Annotated in this window: 16 protein-coding genes; 1 reads left to right on the top strand and 15 read right to left on the bottom strand. The window is 46.8% G+C overall.

All coding sequences use genetic code 11. From position 1 onward, the window contains the following. The first annotated feature begins 23 nt into the window (after positions 1-23). Positions 24-971 carry a 4-hydroxy-3-methylbut-2-enyl diphosphate reductase gene (locus ACN9MT_RS04400; protein ID WP_426272842.1) on the top strand — a complete coding sequence of 316 codons (948 nt, stop codon included), beginning with the start codon at positions 24-26 and terminating at the stop codon, positions 969-971. Positions 972-1,069: 98 nt separating this feature from the next. On the opposite strand, the gene ACN9MT_RS04395 is transcribed toward ACN9MT_RS04400, so the two are convergent. From ACN9MT_RS04395 to ACN9MT_RS04325, 15 genes are all read right to left on the bottom strand, one after another. Further along, positions 1,070-2,182: a Nif3-like dinuclear metal center hexameric protein gene (locus ACN9MT_RS04395; protein ID WP_426272841.1), complete on the bottom strand. Its 1,113-nt coding sequence runs from the start codon at positions 2,180-2,182 to the stop codon at positions 1,070-1,072. Then, positions 2,182-2,898, bottom strand: a complete 717-nt coding sequence (locus ACN9MT_RS04390; protein WP_056060136.1) for a tRNA (adenine(22)-N(1))-methyltransferase — start codon at positions 2,896-2,898, stop codon at positions 2,182-2,184. The genes ACN9MT_RS04395 and ACN9MT_RS04390 overlap by 1 nt, the downstream gene beginning before the upstream one ends. Before the next feature lie 120 nt (positions 2,899-3,018). Next, entirely contained in the window at positions 3,019-3,360 is a 342-nt protein-coding gene (cccA, locus tag ACN9MT_RS04385; protein WP_035409203.1) for a cytochrome c550, read from the bottom strand. A 153-nt stretch (positions 3,361-3,513) separates the two neighbouring features. After that, positions 3,514-4,599, bottom strand: coding sequence for an RNA polymerase sigma factor RpoD (gene rpoD / locus ACN9MT_RS04380; RefSeq protein WP_023467512.1), 1,086 nt, complete (start codon positions 4,597-4,599; stop codon positions 3,514-3,516). 34 nt (positions 4,600-4,633) lie between these two features. After that, positions 4,634-6,430 carry a DNA primase gene (dnaG, locus tag ACN9MT_RS04375; protein ID WP_056060131.1) on the bottom strand — a complete coding sequence of 599 codons (1,797 nt, stop codon included), beginning with the start codon at positions 6,428-6,430 and terminating at the stop codon, positions 4,634-4,636. Between the two features lie 146 nt (positions 6,431-6,576). Then, positions 6,577-7,386, bottom strand: a complete 810-nt coding sequence (locus ACN9MT_RS04370; RefSeq protein ID WP_035409206.1) for a pyruvate, water dikinase regulatory protein — start codon at positions 7,384-7,386, stop codon at positions 6,577-6,579. Positions 7,387-7,398: 12 nt separating this feature from the next. After that, positions 7,399-8,028, bottom strand: coding sequence for a helix-turn-helix transcriptional regulator (locus tag ACN9MT_RS04365; protein WP_426272840.1), 630 nt, complete (start codon positions 8,026-8,028; stop codon positions 7,399-7,401). A 21-nt stretch (positions 8,029-8,049) separates the two neighbouring features. Beyond that, on the bottom strand, positions 8,050-10,110 hold the full coding sequence (glyS, locus tag ACN9MT_RS04360) for a glycine--tRNA ligase subunit beta (RefSeq protein WP_426272839.1): 2,061 nt from the start codon (positions 10,108-10,110) through the stop codon (positions 8,050-8,052). Further along, positions 10,103-10,993: a glycine--tRNA ligase subunit alpha gene (glyQ, locus tag ACN9MT_RS04355; protein ID WP_426273458.1), complete on the bottom strand. Its 891-nt coding sequence runs from the start codon at positions 10,991-10,993 to the stop codon at positions 10,103-10,105. Before glyQ ends, glyS begins: the two co-directional genes overlap by 8 nt. Before the next feature lie 290 nt (positions 10,994-11,283). Next, positions 11,284-12,033: a DNA repair protein RecO gene (gene recO, locus ACN9MT_RS04350; protein WP_426272838.1), complete on the bottom strand. Its 750-nt coding sequence runs from the start codon at positions 12,031-12,033 to the stop codon at positions 11,284-11,286. Between the two features lie 3 nt (positions 12,034-12,036). Next, positions 12,037-12,945, bottom strand: a complete 909-nt coding sequence (era, locus tag ACN9MT_RS04345) for a GTPase Era (protein ID WP_023467500.1) — start codon at positions 12,943-12,945, stop codon at positions 12,037-12,039. After that, positions 12,938-13,336, bottom strand: a complete 399-nt coding sequence (locus ACN9MT_RS04340) for a cytidine deaminase (protein WP_023467498.1) — start codon at positions 13,334-13,336, stop codon at positions 12,938-12,940. Before ACN9MT_RS04340 ends, era begins: the two co-directional genes overlap by 8 nt. Before the next feature lie 48 nt (positions 13,337-13,384). Further along, complete coding sequence (locus ACN9MT_RS04335; protein ID WP_035409213.1) at positions 13,385-13,735, bottom strand: diacylglycerol kinase family protein; 351 nt, start codon at positions 13,733-13,735, stop codon at positions 13,385-13,387. Further along, complete coding sequence (gene ybeY, locus ACN9MT_RS04330) at positions 13,732-14,208, bottom strand: rRNA maturation RNase YbeY (protein ID WP_056060122.1); 477 nt, start codon at positions 14,206-14,208, stop codon at positions 13,732-13,734. Before ybeY ends, ACN9MT_RS04335 begins: the two co-directional genes overlap by 4 nt. After that, a complete protein-coding gene (locus ACN9MT_RS04325; RefSeq protein WP_052019073.1) occupies positions 14,205-16,262 on the bottom strand; it encodes an HD family phosphohydrolase in 2,058 nt (685 codons plus the stop codon). The genes ybeY and ACN9MT_RS04325 overlap by 4 nt, the downstream gene beginning before the upstream one ends. Between the last annotated feature and the right edge of the window lie 3 nt (positions 16,263-16,265).

The following is a 16,265-nucleotide window of genomic DNA, read 5'->3' as shown; positions in this document are numbered from 1 at the left end:
TCACAAAGGGAGAATCTACAACTATGCTAGTAAAAAAAATCAGCCCCCGCGGCTATTGTTACGGTGTCGTCGACGCAATGAAACTTGCACAACAAGCGGCATTGAATAAAGATTTGCCACGTCCGATCCATATTTTAGGGATGATCGTCCACAATGCTCACGTCACACGTGAGTTCGAAAACATGGGCGTCATCACTGTTGATGGTCCTGATCGCCTCGAAGCCTTAGAGACGATTCAAGAGGGAACGGTCATCTTTACAGCACACGGTATTTCACCTGCTGTTTATGCTCGTGCTGCAGAGAAGAACTTACACGTCGTCGATGCGACGTGTCCTGACGTAACGCGTACCCACGACTTGATTCGTCAAGTCGTCGCAGATGATTACGAAGTCATCTACGTCGGGAAACATGGGCATCCGGAGCCTGAAGGTGCCGTCGGCGTAGCGCCGAAACATGTTCACCTCATCGAAAAAGTCGAAGATATCGATGAACTTCCTCCTCAGCTTGCTCATAAAAAAATCATCGTCACGAACCAGACAACGATGAGTCAATGGGATGTCCAAGCTTTGATGGAACACGTTCGGAAAAAATATCCGCATGTGGAAGTACACAATGAAATCTGTAACGCAACACAAGTCCGACAAGAAGCGGTAGCGGATCAAGCAGGAGACTGTGATCTCGTCATCGTCGTCGGTGACCCACGTTCGAACAACTCGAACCGTTTGGCACAGGTATCCTTTGATATCGCAGGAACTCCTGCACATCGAATCGGCGATTTAACGGAGCTTGATTTATCATGGCTTGAAGGTGTACAGCAAGTCGGCGTCACATCAGGTGCATCGACGCCAACACCGATCACGAAAAAAGTCATCGACTTCTTACAACAATATGATCCTACTGATATTAGTACGCATGACAAGACACCATTCCTTGAACTAAGACGGATTTTGCCTAAAGTCAAAGTACTTTAATCCTAACAATCGATACAGCAAAACCGAGTCGCGATTATCATTCGCGACTCGGTTTTTTACTGCTCAAAAGATACCCTTAGCGTACTCGATTCGTTGCCTCACAAAAACTGAAACGGATTCGTATTCGCTGTTGAAATTAGTAGTTCAACGTCGATTTTTTTCTGATCGAATCGGCGCTTCAATTCGTTGACGACGCCTTCTTTCATGACCGACTCTACATGATGTCCGGGATCAACGACCGCTAGTCCAAGTGCCATCGCATCATGGGCGACATGAAAATAGAGATCACCCGTGACAAGAACATCGGCTCCGGCAAAAGCTGCTGTCGAGACATATTTATTCCCATCGCCACCGAGAACAGCAACTTTATTGATCTCCCGTGATTCGTCTCCAACGAAACGTAAGTTTTGAACACCAAACACCGTCCGAACGTGCTCTGCAAATGCTCGCAACGTCATGGGTTTCGGCAATCGACCGATTCGCCCGAGACCAAGTGGCGCTGCCGGACGTTCCTGCTTTATGAGATCATAGGCTACCTCTTCGTAAGGATGTGCCTGCTTCATCGCTCGAATGACTTGTTTCTGATTCAATTCCGTCACGATCGTCTCAATTCGGACTTCAGAAACCCGCTCGAGTTGATTCGCTTCACCGATATATGGCGTAGCCTCAGGCGACGGTCGGAATTGCCCAGTTCCATTGACATGAAACTGGCAGTCACTATAATCCCCTTCTTGCCCGGCTCCTGCTTTCGCAAGTGCTGTCGAGACACGCTCTGCATCTTCTGTCGGTACAAAAACGCTCAACTTGTAGCGCGTATTTTCAAATGTGGGGGTGAGAACTTCACATGACTCAAGACCGATTGCCTCTGCCATCCAATCATTGACCCCTCCTGGTGTCACATCAAGGTTCGTATGCGCAGCGTACACCGCAATATCGTGCTTGATACATTTTGTGACGATGCGTTCTGTTGCGGAACGATCCGTCACATTCGCTAACTTGCTAAAAATCGGTGGATGATGCGCGATGATGAGATCAACCTTTTTTTCAATCGCTTCATCAACGACAGACTCCAAGACATCAAGTGTCACGAGCACACGTTTTACGTCCTTGTTCAACGTTCCAATATGCAAACCGATCGGATCACCCTCGAGCGCGAATTTTTTCGGAGCGAATGCTTCAAACTGCTCAATGACATAATTCCCATTCGCCATCAGCTTGTCACCTCTTCCATCTTTTGAATCAATCGTTCGATCGCTATGATTTTTTCAGATAAGATTTCCGTAGTTTGTCCTTGTTTCATCTGCTCCAAAATATACTGACGTTTTTGTTTTTCCATTTGCCACTTTGCAATGAATTCTGGCGCTCGCTCTCGCATCAACTGCGGACCAAAGAAGAGTTCCCATTGTCGTGTTGTTTCATCTTCCGAATATAAGGTTTCTTCGCCACGTTCCGCGACAAGGATTTCATAAATCTTCCCATTCTCCTCGACGATGGCTTCTGACAATAAAGCATACGAATGTGCGAGTAACCAGTTTCGGACATCGACTGCATCGACATTCGGTTGTAGAATCAAACGTTCTTCTCCCGACAATCGATCTTTCCCTTCTTCAAGGATTGAGGCAATCAATGTTCCACCCATTCCCGCGATCGTGATCGCTGTCGCTTCTCCCGGTTTCAATACCGATAGACCACTCCCAAGACGGACATCAATTTGGGACTCGAGTCCTACAAGTGCCACTTGTCCTTTTGCGGCTTCCATCGGTCCTTCATTCACTTCCCCCGCGATGGCGCGTTCGATTTTATTTTGTTGGATACAAAAACACGGTACGAATGCATGATCCGAACCAATATCTGCAAGGATGGCTCCTTGTGGAATATACGACACGACTTTTTGGAGTCGTTGATCCAATACGACGTTCATTTGCATCTTCTTCATCCTTCCTATTTTCCGAAAAACTCTCTTTTAAAATAGCGGATTTACAGTAAAAAAGAAACCATCCGCCCATAAAAAAACATCCATCTCGTAACGAGATAGATGCTCTTGTTCTTATTTCTTAGCAGCTAACCATTTAGCTAAAACAGCTGCTTCTTCGTCATTCGCAAGACCGCCAGGCATTTGCCCTTTACCGTTCATTGCGATGTTCTTGATTTCATCTTCTTTCAGCTTCGCGCCGATCTTTGTTAAGTTCGGACCAACGCCGCCTTCTAAGTTTCCACCGTGACATCCTGTACATCCTTTAGATGCAAACAAGTCTTCTGGCTTCATTTCTGCAGTTGACGGCCCTTTGCGAGCTTCCTTCACCTGATCGACCCCAAAGTAAGACAATGAAATCATTGCGATGATGGCGATGACTGCGATCGCCGCAAACGGTACTAATGGATTACGCATTTGGATTCCCCCCATATTCTATACCCAACCAAGTTGGTGACTGAATGGTATTCCCCGTTACTATTCTACTGTAAAAAAAACAGGGAAGGAAGAAAAAAACGAAACTTTTTTCTTCCTTCCCACTAAAATTTCATATATTCTTCACACTTTGAATTAATCGAGGAAGTCTTTCAAGCGTTTTGAACGACTTGGATGACGAAGTTTCCGAAGTGCTTTTGCTTCGATTTGACGAATCCGCTCACGCGTGACGCCAAACACCTTGCCGACTTCTTCGAGTGTTCGAGTCCGACCATCATCAAGTCCAAAGCGAAGACGAAGGACGTTTTCTTCACGATCCGTGAGTGTATCTAACACATCTTCGAGTTGCTCTTTTAAGAGTTCATATGCAGCAGCATCCTGTGGTGCTGTCGCATCTTGATCCTCGATGAAATCACCGAGGTGTGAATCGTCTTCTTCCCCGATCGGTGTCTCAAGAGAAACCGGCTCTTGCGCAATTTTCAGGATTTCACGAACTTTTTCCGGCGTGATTTCCATCTCTTTCGAAATCTCTTCCGGTGAAGGTTCGCGTCCGAGATCTTGCAAAAGTTGACGTTGGACACGAATCAATTTATTGATCGTCTCAACCATATGAACCGGAATCCGGATCGTCCGTGCTTGGTCGGCAATCGCACGTGTGATCGCTTGACGAATCCACCACGTTGCATACGTCGAGAATTTATATCCCTTCGTATAGTCGAATTTCTCGACCGCCTTGATCAGACCCATGTTACCTTCTTGAATCAAATCAAGGAACAACATACCGCGTCCGACATACCGTTTAGCGATCGAAACGACGAGACGTAAATTTGCTTCCGCTAGACGTTTTTTCGCTTCCTCATCGTTTTGTTCGATTCGTTTCGCGAGTTCAACTTCGTCTTCTGCATTCAACAAATCCACGCGTCCGATTTCTTTTAGATACATCCGGACAGGGTCATTGATCTTAACGCCGGGTGGAACAGACAAATCGTTCAAATCTGCCTCTTCCTTTTCATCTCCTGTACCGTCATTGTTAACCTTGATACCTTCTGTTTCGAGCAACTGAAGGAATTCCTCGAATTGCTGAGCATCCATTGATTCGAACGAACTCAGTTTGTCTTCGATTTTCTGGTGCGACAATTCACCATTCTTATGTCCGAGCGCGATGAGTTCCTCTTTCGCGAGACGGAGTAATTCAGCTTCTGATCTTGCTTTTTCTGCCATCGAACCATACACTCCTTCCACATCATGCAGCAGGTCATCGATCTTTCAAACGACGCTTTCGTTCAATGATCGCCTGCATCAGTTCCGCTTGGGCACGGATATCTGTTTGTTGATTCAATCGTGATTTTTCTTCTTCGAGCAATCGACGTTGCTGTTCGTTCTGGACGGCACGAATGTAATGACTGAGTAAGTCAGGATCATATTCAGGCATCAGCATGAACTCTAGATCCACTACGATTCGTTGCAGGGACGCATCATGGAGCATCGTCAAAAAACGATCTGGACTTCCTTGCGTACCTGTCCCATAAAATTCATATAACTTGCCGGCAATCAATTGATGTGCCGGATCATTGAATTGGACACCCAGCTGCTCACGCACTTCTAGACATACTTCTTCGGAACGGATCATGTAGGCAAGCAAGAAGCGTTCTGCCTTTTTCCAGTTCGCGAACGTTCGATCAGGAGGTGCTGTCGGTACAGCGGTCGGGCGATCGGAAACGATTTGTTCTCTTTTCGGTTGTTGGACGGTTGGACGCACTTGTGCGATCAAGGAATCTTTCGAGAGTTTAAATTCCTCAGAAAGTTTTCCTAAATAGATGTCCCGTAACAACGGATTGGATGTTCGACCAATCTCTTCAAGCATAGTTTCAATATATCGAACGCGTTCTCCTTCTAATCGCAAGTTTTTTCCTTGTCGAAAATAAAAAGATTTGAATTCAAGACTTGAAACCCGTTTCTGTTCGATCCAGTGTAAAAACGTCTCTTCTCCCTGATTCCCAATAAAGGAGTCAGGGTCTTCGCCATCCGGTAAGCGGATGACGGAACAGTCGACGGCAACGGCCTCAAGCAACTGTAAGGCTTTTAGCGTCGCAGCGCGTCCTGCTTTGTCTCCGTCATAACAAACAATGACTTCATCGACGATGCGTGCCAGGTTTTGAGCATGAACAGGCGTTAACGCTGTTCCTAAAGAGGCTACCGTATAAGGTATACCCGCTTGAGCAACACGCACAACATCAAGATTTCCCTCAACAAGGACGACTTGTTTGATTTTACGCATCGCCCCTCGTGCTTGAGCAAATCCAAATAACAGTTCACTTTTATTGAACAAAGGGGTTTCCGCTGTATTAACATACTTTGGGTCACGACCGTCAATCGAACGGCCACTAAATCCGACGATCGTGCCATCACGATCGGAAATAGGGAACACGACCCGACCGTTGAATCGATCTCGATAATCACCATCACGTCCGATTGAAATCAATCCCGCTTCGACCATCTCATCTAAATCAAACCCACGTCGTGCCAAGGAATCCACTGTAAAACGATCTTGATCCGGTGCATACCCGAGTCGAAACTCACGCATCGCCCCCTCGCGTATACCGCGATTTTCTAAATAGATTCTTCCGGCGTCGCCTGCTTCCGTTTGAATCAGCACCTCGTGATAGAGCTCGGTGACGATTCGATGCGCTTCGCGCATGCGGAACTTCTTTTCCTGTTCAGGCGTCGATTCCGACTGCTCGAATCGGTCTGGTTCTAGCTCTGGAAGTGTGACGTCGCTTCGGTCGGCTAATTTCGAAACGGCTTCCTTGAAACTCATTCCTTCTGTTTCCATGACGAAAGTGATTGCATTTCCTCCTGCACCACATCCAAAACAGTAGTACATTCCTTTATCAGGAGAAACAGAAAAGGAAGGTGATTTCTCAGAATGAAACGGGCAAAGCCCTGAATATCGATTCCCTTGTTTTTTTAATTCTACACGTTCTGAAATCAATTCGACGATGTCCGTTGCTTGGCGGACCTGATCGACGATTTCATCAGGAATTCGCTTCATTCCGTCCTCTCCCCTTTCCTTGAGAACTTATCCTTACATGACCATACCCGCAATGAAACGGAACGATGACTCGTTCCGTTTCATTAGAAAAAGGGCATTATCTCATTTATCAGCTAAACAAGTATACTATGTTCCTGACTGCTTGACTAGTCATGCGCTTTCCCGGAAATTCCGGTCAAAATCAAATTCGCCGTCTCTTCGACTGCTTTATTCGTCACATCAATAATTTGGCATCCGATTCGTTCATATAAATTTCGTGCGTATTCAAGTTCCCGATTGATTCGGTCCATCTGCGCATAGGCTGCTTCAGGTTTGAGTCCTAATGAACGCAATCGTTCCATTCGGATATCGATCAACTTTTCCGGTGAGATGAGTAGTCCAAAACATTTTTCTTTTGGAATATCGAATAGCTCTGCCGGTGGAATCGATTCGGGTACGAGTGGTACATTTGCTACTTTATATCGCTTTAAGGCTAAATACTGCGAGAGCGGCGTTTTAGATGTACGCGACACACCGATCAAAACGATATCGGCGCGTTTAATTCCTTTTGGATCACGTCCATCGTCATACTTAACAGCAAATTCGACCGCTTCGATTTTCCGGAAATACTCCTCATCTAAGCGATAGATTAATCCAGGTTCTTCCTTCGGTTGCATCTGCAAACGATCTTCCATCGTGTCAAGCAATGGACCAAGTAGATCAATCGCCTTTACACCGTGGGCACGCGCTGTGTCTGCAAGCAGACGACGATGCGTCGCATGAACGATCGTAAAAGCGATCGTCGCTTGTTCTTCTTTCGCATGAAGAACCAAGTCATAAATGACTTGATCATCATCGACGAACGGAATGCGGACCGTTTCGATGGCTTGTTCCGGGAACTGAATAGCAGCTGCGCGGACGACGAGTTCACACGTCTCTCCGACAGAATCACTCACGACATAAATCCGTTGACGCATCAGGAGCCCTCCTTAAATTTCTTCATCACGTGCTAAAGCGACCAGCACTTTCGTCATGTTCGTTTTCGTCATTCGACCGACGACTTTCAAGACCCCATTCTCTTCTTCAACGACTGGCATCGAATCAATCTGTTTTTCGATCAGTTTCATGCCGGCACCAATTAACGTTTCCGATTTTTCACAGACTGTCAAATTTGGCATTCGTGTCATGATGATATTGACCGGTAACGAGTCTAATTCTTGATTACCAATTGCCGCACGTAGAAAATCCTTACGTGATAGCACACCGACCAACGCATAGTCCTTGCTGACGACAAACAACGAACCGACATCTTCTAGGAATAAATGGACGATTGCATCATACACAGTCATCCCTTCATGAATGACCTTTGCTGATGACATGAATTCGCCGACGGTCAAGGTGTCCAGTTTCTCATGAAGCATGGAAGCATTTTTCTTTCCGACATACATATAGCCGACACGTGGGCGCGCTTCTAACATGCCGGTCATCGTTAAAATCGACAAATCAGGTCGTAACGTCGCTCGTGTCAGGGAGAGCGCTGCAGCAATCTGCTCTCCCGTGATCGGACCATTCTCTTTGACGATTTGGAGTATCTTTTTTTGCCGTTCATTTAACTTCATCGGCTCATCCGTCCTTTTTCTTTACGCTAAAGTGAGTGCATTGAACCGAGCGACTGATTCGATTGCTTCTGCAAATCGTTTCATTTCGCTAAGACGGTTCGTACGGACCGTTTCGTCATCCGTCATGATCATCGTACCGTCAAAGTAGGCTGTGATCGATGGAACGGTTGCCTCAAGTGCCTCAAGTGCTCGTGCATAGTCAAGTGACGCGATGGCTTGATCGACCTCTGGTAAGGCTTTCTCAATCGCCTCATGCAACGCACGTTCCGCATCATTTTCAAAGAGCGCTGGATTAACAGTTGTGACACTTTCTGCTTTTTTCGAGATGTTCAAGACACGGCTTAATTGTTCGACCGTTTTCTTGAACGATTCTTTTTTCGTCGCACTTTCAAGCATCGCAGCACGCTGTTCATTCGCTTCGACCGTTAATGTATGATCAAGTGCAGCTTCGACGACATCATGACGGAAGTTCATTTCCGATAGACGGTATTTCAAGCGTTGCGCAAAGAAATCTTGTAATGCGGCTTGGACTTCTTCGGCATCCTTCGTATAAAGACCTGCTGCTACCTGTTCAGACACGACGAAGGCAATCAGTTCAGTCAATGTCAGATTCAACTTACGATCCGATAAGATTTGCACGATCCCTTGTGCTTGACGACGCAATGCATACGGATCCGCCGATCCACTTGGAATCATGCCGACACCGAAGAATCCAGCGACACTGTCCATCTTATCGAGGATCGCGTAGAGTGTCCCTGTCGGTGTCTCCGGACTTGCATCACCCGCGAAGCGTGGCATGTAATGTTCGCGAATCGCAGCAGCGACTTCCGGATCCTCGTTTTTCATGTTCGCATAACGTTCACCCATCAGACCTTGTAATTCCGTGAATTCGTAGACCATCTGACTGACGAGGTCGAATTTATAGATTTGACCCGCACGTTCGACACGTGTTTTGTCTGCGCCGACACGGTCAGCAAGTGCGAGTGCCATTTGACGTACGCGACGGACTTTTTCACCAGTCGTTCCTAATTTTTCATGGAAGACGATTTTATCAAGACGTTTCGCCTGTTCATCAATGTCTGCTTTTTTATCTTCTTCATAGAAGAACTGAGCATCTGCTAAACGGGCACGAATGACTTTTTCGTTTCCTCGAGCAACGTTTTCAAGATGGGTTGCGTTCCCGTTTCGTACTGTCACGAAATAGTGGAGCAACGCACCGTCACGTTTGACTGGGAAGTACCGTTGATGTTCTTTCATCGTCGTGATCAAGACTTCTTCCGGTAACTCAAGATACGCTTCATCGAATGCACCGAACAAGGCTGTCGGATATTCGACGAGATTCGTGACTTCTTCAAGTAAAGACGCATCGATCGGTACTTCGAATTGTTCACGCGCCTCAAGCGCCGTGATTTGTTCTTCGATTAATTGACGACGAGCTTCATAGCTGACGATGACGTGCTCTCCTGCGAGCGCTTCGACATAGGCATTCGGACGAAGAATCGTGATGTCTTGCCCAAGGAAGCGATGCCCACGAGACGTTCGACCTGTTTCGACGGATGCGACTTCAAACGGGATGACTTGATCGTCAAGAAGAGCAATTAACCAGCGAATCGGACGCATGTAGCGTAACGATTGTGTGCTCCAACGCATGTTTTTCGGGAACGTCATCGCTTCAACGACTTGTTTTAATCCAGGAAGTAGATCGGCTGTCGCTTGTCCAGTTTCCTTACGCGTCGCATAGAGGTATTCGACTCCCTTTTCTTCCCCAAGGAAGAGATCGTCCGTCGTGAGTCCTTTACCACGCGCGAATCCTTCTGCAGCTTTCGTCCAGTTCCCTGCTTCGTCCATCGCGATCCGTTTTGCGGGTCCTTTTAATGTCTCTTCGAGGTCGCTTTGACGTGCTGCGAGACCCTTGACATATACTGCAAGACGGCGTGGTGTCGAGAAGGATTCGACGCTTGTGAACTCAATCCGTGCTTCTTCAAGGAAACGCGTCACGCGTTCCTTGAGTTGTGTTTCGGATTGAAGGACGAATCGAGCCGGCATTTCTTCTAAACCGATTTCAAGTAATAATTCATGCATGTGACTCACCTGCTTTCGACTTGATCAATGGGAAGCCAAGACGTTCCCGTTCTTCGATGAAACCTTGCGCACAACGGCGCGACATGTTCCGTACACGATGGATGAATCCTGTGCGTTCCGTGACGGAAATCGCCCCCTTCGCGTCGAGAAGGTTAAAGGTATGCGAACATTTCAAGATGTAATCATATGCTGGGAAAACGAGATTCTCATCCAAGGCACGATTCGCTTCTTTTTCATATTGATCGAATAATGTAAAGAGTAAAGCGACATCTGATGTTTCAAATGTATACTTCGAATGTTCGAATTCCGGTTGATAGAAGATATCACCGTATTTGAACCCATCTGTCCAAACGAGATCAAAGACGCTCTCGACATCTTGGATGTAAGAAGCGAGACGCTCGATTCCGTAAGTGATCTCTACTGCGATTGGATTACACTCGATTCCACCGACTTGTTGGAAGTACGTGAATTGTGTAATTTCCATTCCATTTAGCCATACTTCCCAGCCGAGACCAGCAGCACCGAACGTTGGGTTCTCCCAGTTATCCTCTACGAAACGGATGTCATGTTCGAGTGGATTGATCCCGAGCAACTCGAGACTTTGTAAGTACAATTCCTGAATGTTGTCAGGTGATGGTTTCATGATGACTTGGAATTGATGGTGTTGATACAGACGGTTCGGGTTTTCTCCATAACGACCATCAGCCGGACGGCGTGATGGTTCTGTATAACAAACGTTCCACGGTTCCGGTCCGAGACTCCGTAAAAACGTCATCGGATTCATCGTACCGGCTCCTTTTTCTACGTCGTATGCTTGCATCGTCAAGCAGCCTTGTTCTGCCCAAAATTTTTGTAATGTCAAGATCATGTCTTGTACTGTCATCTTCACGACTTTCACCTCCGAAATGATTAAGGAACGCAAAAAACGCCCCTATGTACAACAATCGTTGCACATAGGGACGAGACGAGCCCGCGGTTCCACCCTACTTGCATGCATCGCATGCCACTCTTTTTGACAAAAAAACACTCCGAAACGCCGTTCGCGCCCCTCTCACTCCCAGCTCACACCACCCTGGAATCGCTTGATTGAGAAAAAAGACGGTACTCCTTTTCGTCATCGTGTTCATTTAGTTACTTCTTCCGCATTCATTCTACCGAACCCGCTTGTTGCTGTCAATCGTTGCCGAAATCAATCAACTGGTCGAGGACACGTTTTGAACGCAGACGTAACCCGCTGTAGCGTTCCATATAAGCATCCATGATTTGACGCAATAGATGCTTCGTTTCTGGCTTTACCGTCACGGTACCAATCCGTGAGAAATCATAGACGGAAAACACATAGAGCATCTTCGCAACTGCCTCTGACATATAGACAGCATGTTCATCCTCATGGCGATGCCGGCGACAGAGTAGACCGCCGTGGTGTAACGAAAAAGCGAATGGCGCTTCAGCACTTCCGCAAATCGTACAACCATTCAAATGTGGAGCAATGCCTAGATGACGCAACAGACGCAATTCGATGATGAAAGAGACGACGTCAGGATCTAGTCCTTCATCCATCGCCTCTAGTCCTTCGACGAATAAATCGTACAGCGCCGGTTGCGGCACCCGTTCATCAAGCGCTTTATCCGCAAGCTCCAATAGATACATCGCATAGGCCATCAACACGACATCTTGCCGAATATGCGCATGACTTGTAATGACGTCTGCTGATTTTAACTGACCGAGACCCCGTGAACGTGGATAGATATAAACAGCTCGGACGAAAGGCTGACTAGCCGCGTTAAAACGGCTACCCGGCTTCTTCGCTCCTCGCGCCATGACGGCGAGCTTGCCGTATTCACGTGTCAGTAGCGTAACGATCTTATTCGATTCACCATATACGACCGTTCGTAATACAAGCCCTTCCGCCTTATCGATCATCGCTTAATACTCATCATCGCGGAAGCCGAGTTCACGCAATTGACCGGCCTTGTTGCGCCAATCCTTTTGGACTTTGACCCACAAGTTCAGGTAAACTTTCGTCCCGAGTAACATCTCGATGTCCGTTCGTGCTTCAGAGCCGATTTCTTTTAGAAGTGCTCCGCGTTTACCGATGATGATTCCTTTTTGGGAATCGCGCTCGATCAAGATCGTCGCATGGACATCCACCATATTTCCATTCTCACGCGTCTTGATTTGATCAATCGCGACGGCAATCGAGTGAGGTACTTCATCGCGTGTCTTTTGCAAGACTTTTTCACGAATCATCTCTGAGATGATGAAGCGCTCTGGGTGGTCAGTGACTTGATCCGCTGGGTAATACATCGGTCCTTCTGGTAGAATTTTTGCGATTTCTTCAAGTAACGGCCCGACGTTATTCCCTTGTAGCGCCGAAATCGGAACGACTGCCGCGAACTCGAGTTCATTTTTGTACGACTCGATGATCGGTGGAATATCATTCGGATGAATCAAATCGACTTTATTCATGACGAGAATGATTGGTGTATCGAGTTCCTTCAATTTTTCAATAATGAAGTCGTCACCTTTTCCTTTTGGTTCCGTCACGTTGACCATGAACAAGATCGCATCGACTTCACGCAATGCGTTCGTCGCGACCTTCATCATGAAATCGCCGAGTTTATGTTTTGGTTTATGGATCCCAGGTGTATCGATGAAAATCGTCTGAACATCTTCTGTCGTGTAGACACCTTGAATCTTATTACGCGTCGTTTGTGGTTTATCAGACATGATGGCAATTTTTTGTCCGATGACACGGTTGAGGAATGTCGATTTTCCGACGTTCGGGCGTCCGATGATCGAGACAAAGCCCGATTTGAATCCTTCTTTAAACATGTAAATCTCCTTTCGTGAATGCTCCCGGTAAGAGGGCACCCACTGTTGTTTCTGTGACATCCCCTTTAAGGTTCGTCAAATAGATTGGCATATCCGCATCACACATCTCTGATAACACTTGGCGGCATTGTCCGCATGGTGCGACCGGTCCTTCTGTGTCCGCAACGACAGCCATCGCTGCATATTCGCGCGCATCTTGTGCCCACGCAGAGAAGATAGCTGTCCGTTCTGCACAGTTACAAAGACCATACGCTGCGTTTTCAATATTGCAGCCATGGAAGACTTGTCCGTCTTTCGTTAAGAGAGCAGCACCGACTTGGAATTTTGAATATGGAACATACGCTTTTTCGCGTGCACGTTTAGCTTGTTCGAGTAATTGTTCTGTTTTCATGTGAGTATCCCCTTTTTAGGAACGGTATTGGCCAAAAAGGCCGGATTCTTATTGTACCAAATATGGGATGAAGATGCATAGCGCAATCGCAACAGATGTAAGCGCCAACACTAAAACAGCACCACTCGCGATATCTTTGACTGCTTTTGCCAGTGGATGCCACTCCTGCGTCACGAGATCCACGACGCGCTCAAACGCTGTATTGAACATCTCGGCACTTATGACGATCCCGACCGTTAGAAAAAGAATCGCTCGCTCGACAGATGTCAACGGTAATAAAAAGGCGACAAGTAATACGATGCCGCCAATGATGACATGAACTTTCATATGCCGTTCTTCTCGAATCGATTGGCGCAACCCATGCATCGCATGTCGAAATGGTTGCCACCAGCTTTTCACAATGTGCCCCGGAATAACTCGAAGTGATGCAGGATTTCCTCCTGTCGCTTCGTCATGATTTCCTCATCTGCCTTTTCAATGTGATCATATCCGAGTAAGTGGAGGAAACCATGGACGGCGAGAAAACCGAGTTCACGCTCGAAATGATTGCCATATTCAGCCGCCTGTTCGCGACATCGTTCCACGGAAATGATCAAATCACCGAGGACGACTGGTTCATCTTCCAATAATCCAAAATCGATTTCATCTTCTCCGAGTTCTTCCATCGCGAAGGAAATGACGTCTGTCGCCTGATCTTTCCCACGCCATTCACGATTAATCTCTTGAATTTCATCGTTTGAGACGAAAGTCACGGACAACTCACTGTTCGGATCGACTTCTTCTTGTTCCGCCGTGTAAATCAAAATCGATTCGACAAGCTGTCGTTGCTCTTCCGTTAGACGATTATTTTCGTCTGTCATATAAATGTTCATTTCGTTGCCTCTTTCTTTAATTCTGGATACTCGATTCGTTCATGGAACAAACCGGATAAGGTATGACATGCACTTTCACCAACGCGATAAATCTCGCGTGTCGTGATGTCACATTCCGCAAATTGGTCGTCCATCATCTTTTCACGAATGATTTTCGCGACTAGGTCCCGAATTCCTTCTTCCGAAGGAGCTTTCATTGAACGAACAGCCGCTTCAATCGAGTCGACGATCATGATGACCGCCGCTTCACGCGTTTGTGGTTTAGGTCCTGTATAACGGAACGTATCCTCATCGACTTCACCTTGTTCTGCTGCCTTGACATAAAAATATCGGAGCAACGATGTTCCATGATGCTGGCGACAAATATCGATGATCGCTGCCGGGAGTTTTGCTTTTTCGAGCAATTCAACACCATCCTCTGTATGTGCCAAGATGACACGTGCCGACTCTTCCGGCGTCAATCGATCATGCGGATTGCGTCCATGCTGGTTTTCAATGAAATAAAGTGGTCGTCGTGTTTTTCCTAAATCATGATAGTAGGCACCGACTCGCGCAAGCAACCCATCTGCACCGATTGCTTCACAGGCTGTTTCTGCTAGGTTCGCGACCATCATGCTATGATGATACGTTCCTGGCGCTTCGACCAAGAGTTTCTTCAACAAGGGATGCGTCGGGTTCAACAGTTCGAGCAGACGCGTCGGTGCTAAGATACCAAATGTCATTTCGAGGAACGGCAATAACCCAATCGCAAGAATGGCACTCAAGATCCCACTAGCAATCGCAAAACCGACTAAAGTCAATGTTTCACGTAATTCGAATGTGCCACTACGTAATAGAACGAACGCAAAGAAAATCGCGATGTTTGCTCCGGCAATCGAAATACTGCTCATGAAAATACGACGACGTGACAAACTAGACTGTAGGAAAAACGTTGCGACTAAACCACCGACTAATAAATAGATCGCGATATTGAAGCTGAAGTTTTGATTCGTACTATAGAAGAATGTTCCGGCAAGTGCCGTGAAGAGTGAACTTGACAATGCAATCCGTTCGTTTAATAAATTGCGCAGAACAAGCGCAACAAAAGCGGTCGGTGTGAGTAAGTAAAGTGCAGGATTGATATCGTTTGCTAAAAACGCCATGCCATACATGACAAGCAATTGTAAGCTGACGACGAGGTAGACAAGCCCAAACAACCGGATCCGCCCCATCTGTGCATACCGTAGTTTCGAGCGATGAATGAAGCCGAATAGGAAAGCAGTCATCAATGCACTGACAAGCATCGCTCCAAGTAACGGTTTCAACGACTGACGGTCAGAAATCAAGCCGACGAGTTGTAGCTGGCGGTAAGCATCTTGCGAAATCACTTCGCCTCGCTTCACGATCACTTCCCCTTCCGAGATGATGACCGGTTCCACTTTATCACTTGTTTGTTTACGAAGCTGTTCCGTCTTTTCCGGATCATAGACGTAGTTCGTCACGATCAGTTGATCGGTCAACGCTTTGGCAATCGCCTTTAGCGAGAAAGAAAGCGGTGAACGTTCGATATCAGTTCGGGCATTTTCACGTGCTTCAGCCACTTCGCCGCCATCAGACGAGATGCGCTGACGCATCGCTTCTTCGATTGCTGTAATGACGACATCCCGTGTCGTGTCTCGAAGCGCTGTCGTTGAAGCTACAAGTAAACGTAGTTCGTCGTCCTTTAAAAGAGTTGCCGCTTCTGTCCCACGCAAACGCTGTTTGATTTTACTGATCTCGTCTGCTTTTTTAATGCCGGATAAACTAGCAAAAAGTTGTTCGACTTTATCAATTTGCTGTGCTGCATACTCTTGTTTGATCGTATACTGACTCTCGATTGCAGCAATCGCATTTTCCTTGATTTGATTCGTCGCGACCCGATCCTCCATCGTCAATGGCGACCGGATGTCTTCTTCTGCAATCGAGAATGGTTCTGCGGACAAGGCTTCTGGTCGGACACTGACATACATCATCGTCGATACGACGAGATAGAACACTACTGTCAAAAGTCCAACCCAGACCCTAACCTTGCGCATATC

Source organism: Exiguobacterium sp. R-17 (genome assembly GCF_049913315.1).
GTDB lineage: Bacteria > Bacillota > Bacilli > Exiguobacteriales > Exiguobacteriaceae > Exiguobacterium_A.
This window is presented reverse-complemented; position numbering and strand designations above follow the sequence as displayed.

Bases quoted from the DNA above. Each gene is read 5' to 3' on its own strand.
- ACN9MT_RS04400 (WP_426272842.1), top strand. From the start codon at position 24: ATGCTAGTAAAAAAAATCAGCCCCCGCGGCTATTGTTACGGTGTCGTC.
- ACN9MT_RS04395 (WP_426272841.1), bottom strand. From the start codon at position 2,182: ATGGCGAATGGGAATTATGTCATTGAGCAGTTTGAAGCATTCGCTCCG.
- ACN9MT_RS04390 (WP_056060136.1), bottom strand. From the start codon at position 2,898: ATGCAAATGAACGTCGTATTGGATCAACGACTCCAAAAAGTCGTGTCG.
- cccA (WP_035409203.1), bottom strand. From the start codon at position 3,360: ATGCGTAATCCATTAGTACCGTTTGCGGCGATCGCAGTCATCGCCATC.
- rpoD (WP_023467512.1), bottom strand. From the start codon at position 4,599: ATGGCAGAAAAAGCAAGATCAGAAGCTGAATTACTCCGTCTCGCGAAA.
- dnaG (WP_056060131.1), bottom strand. From the start codon at position 6,430: ATGAAGCGAATTCCTGATGAAATCGTCGATCAGGTCCGCCAAGCAACG.
- ACN9MT_RS04370 (WP_035409206.1), bottom strand. From the start codon at position 7,386: ATGCGTCAACGGATTTATGTCGTGAGTGATTCTGTCGGAGAGACGTGT.
- ACN9MT_RS04365 (WP_426272840.1), bottom strand. From the start codon at position 8,028: ATGAAGTTAAATGAACGGCAAAAAAAGATACTCCAAATCGTCAAAGAG.
- glyS (WP_426272839.1), bottom strand. From the start codon at position 10,110: ATGCATGAATTATTACTTGAAATCGGTTTAGAAGAAATGCCGGCTCGA.
- glyQ (WP_426273458.1), bottom strand. From the start codon at position 10,993: ATGACAGTACAAGACATGATCTTGACATTACAAAAATTTTGGGCAGAA.
- recO (WP_426272838.1), bottom strand. From the start codon at position 12,033: ATGATCGATAAGGCGGAAGGGCTTGTATTACGAACGGTCGTATATGGT.
- era (WP_023467500.1), bottom strand. From the start codon at position 12,945: ATGTTTAAAGAAGGATTCAAATCGGGCTTTGTCTCGATCATCGGACGC.
- ACN9MT_RS04340 (WP_023467498.1), bottom strand. From the start codon at position 13,336: ATGAAAACAGAACAATTACTCGAACAAGCTAAACGTGCACGCGAAAAA.
- ybeY (WP_056060122.1), bottom strand. From the start codon at position 14,208: ATGAACATTTATATGACAGACGAAAATAATCGTCTAACGGAAGAGCAA.
- ACN9MT_RS04325 (WP_052019073.1), bottom strand. From the start codon at position 16,262: ATGCGCAAGGTTAGGGTCTGGGTTGGACTTTTGACAGTAGTGTTCTAT.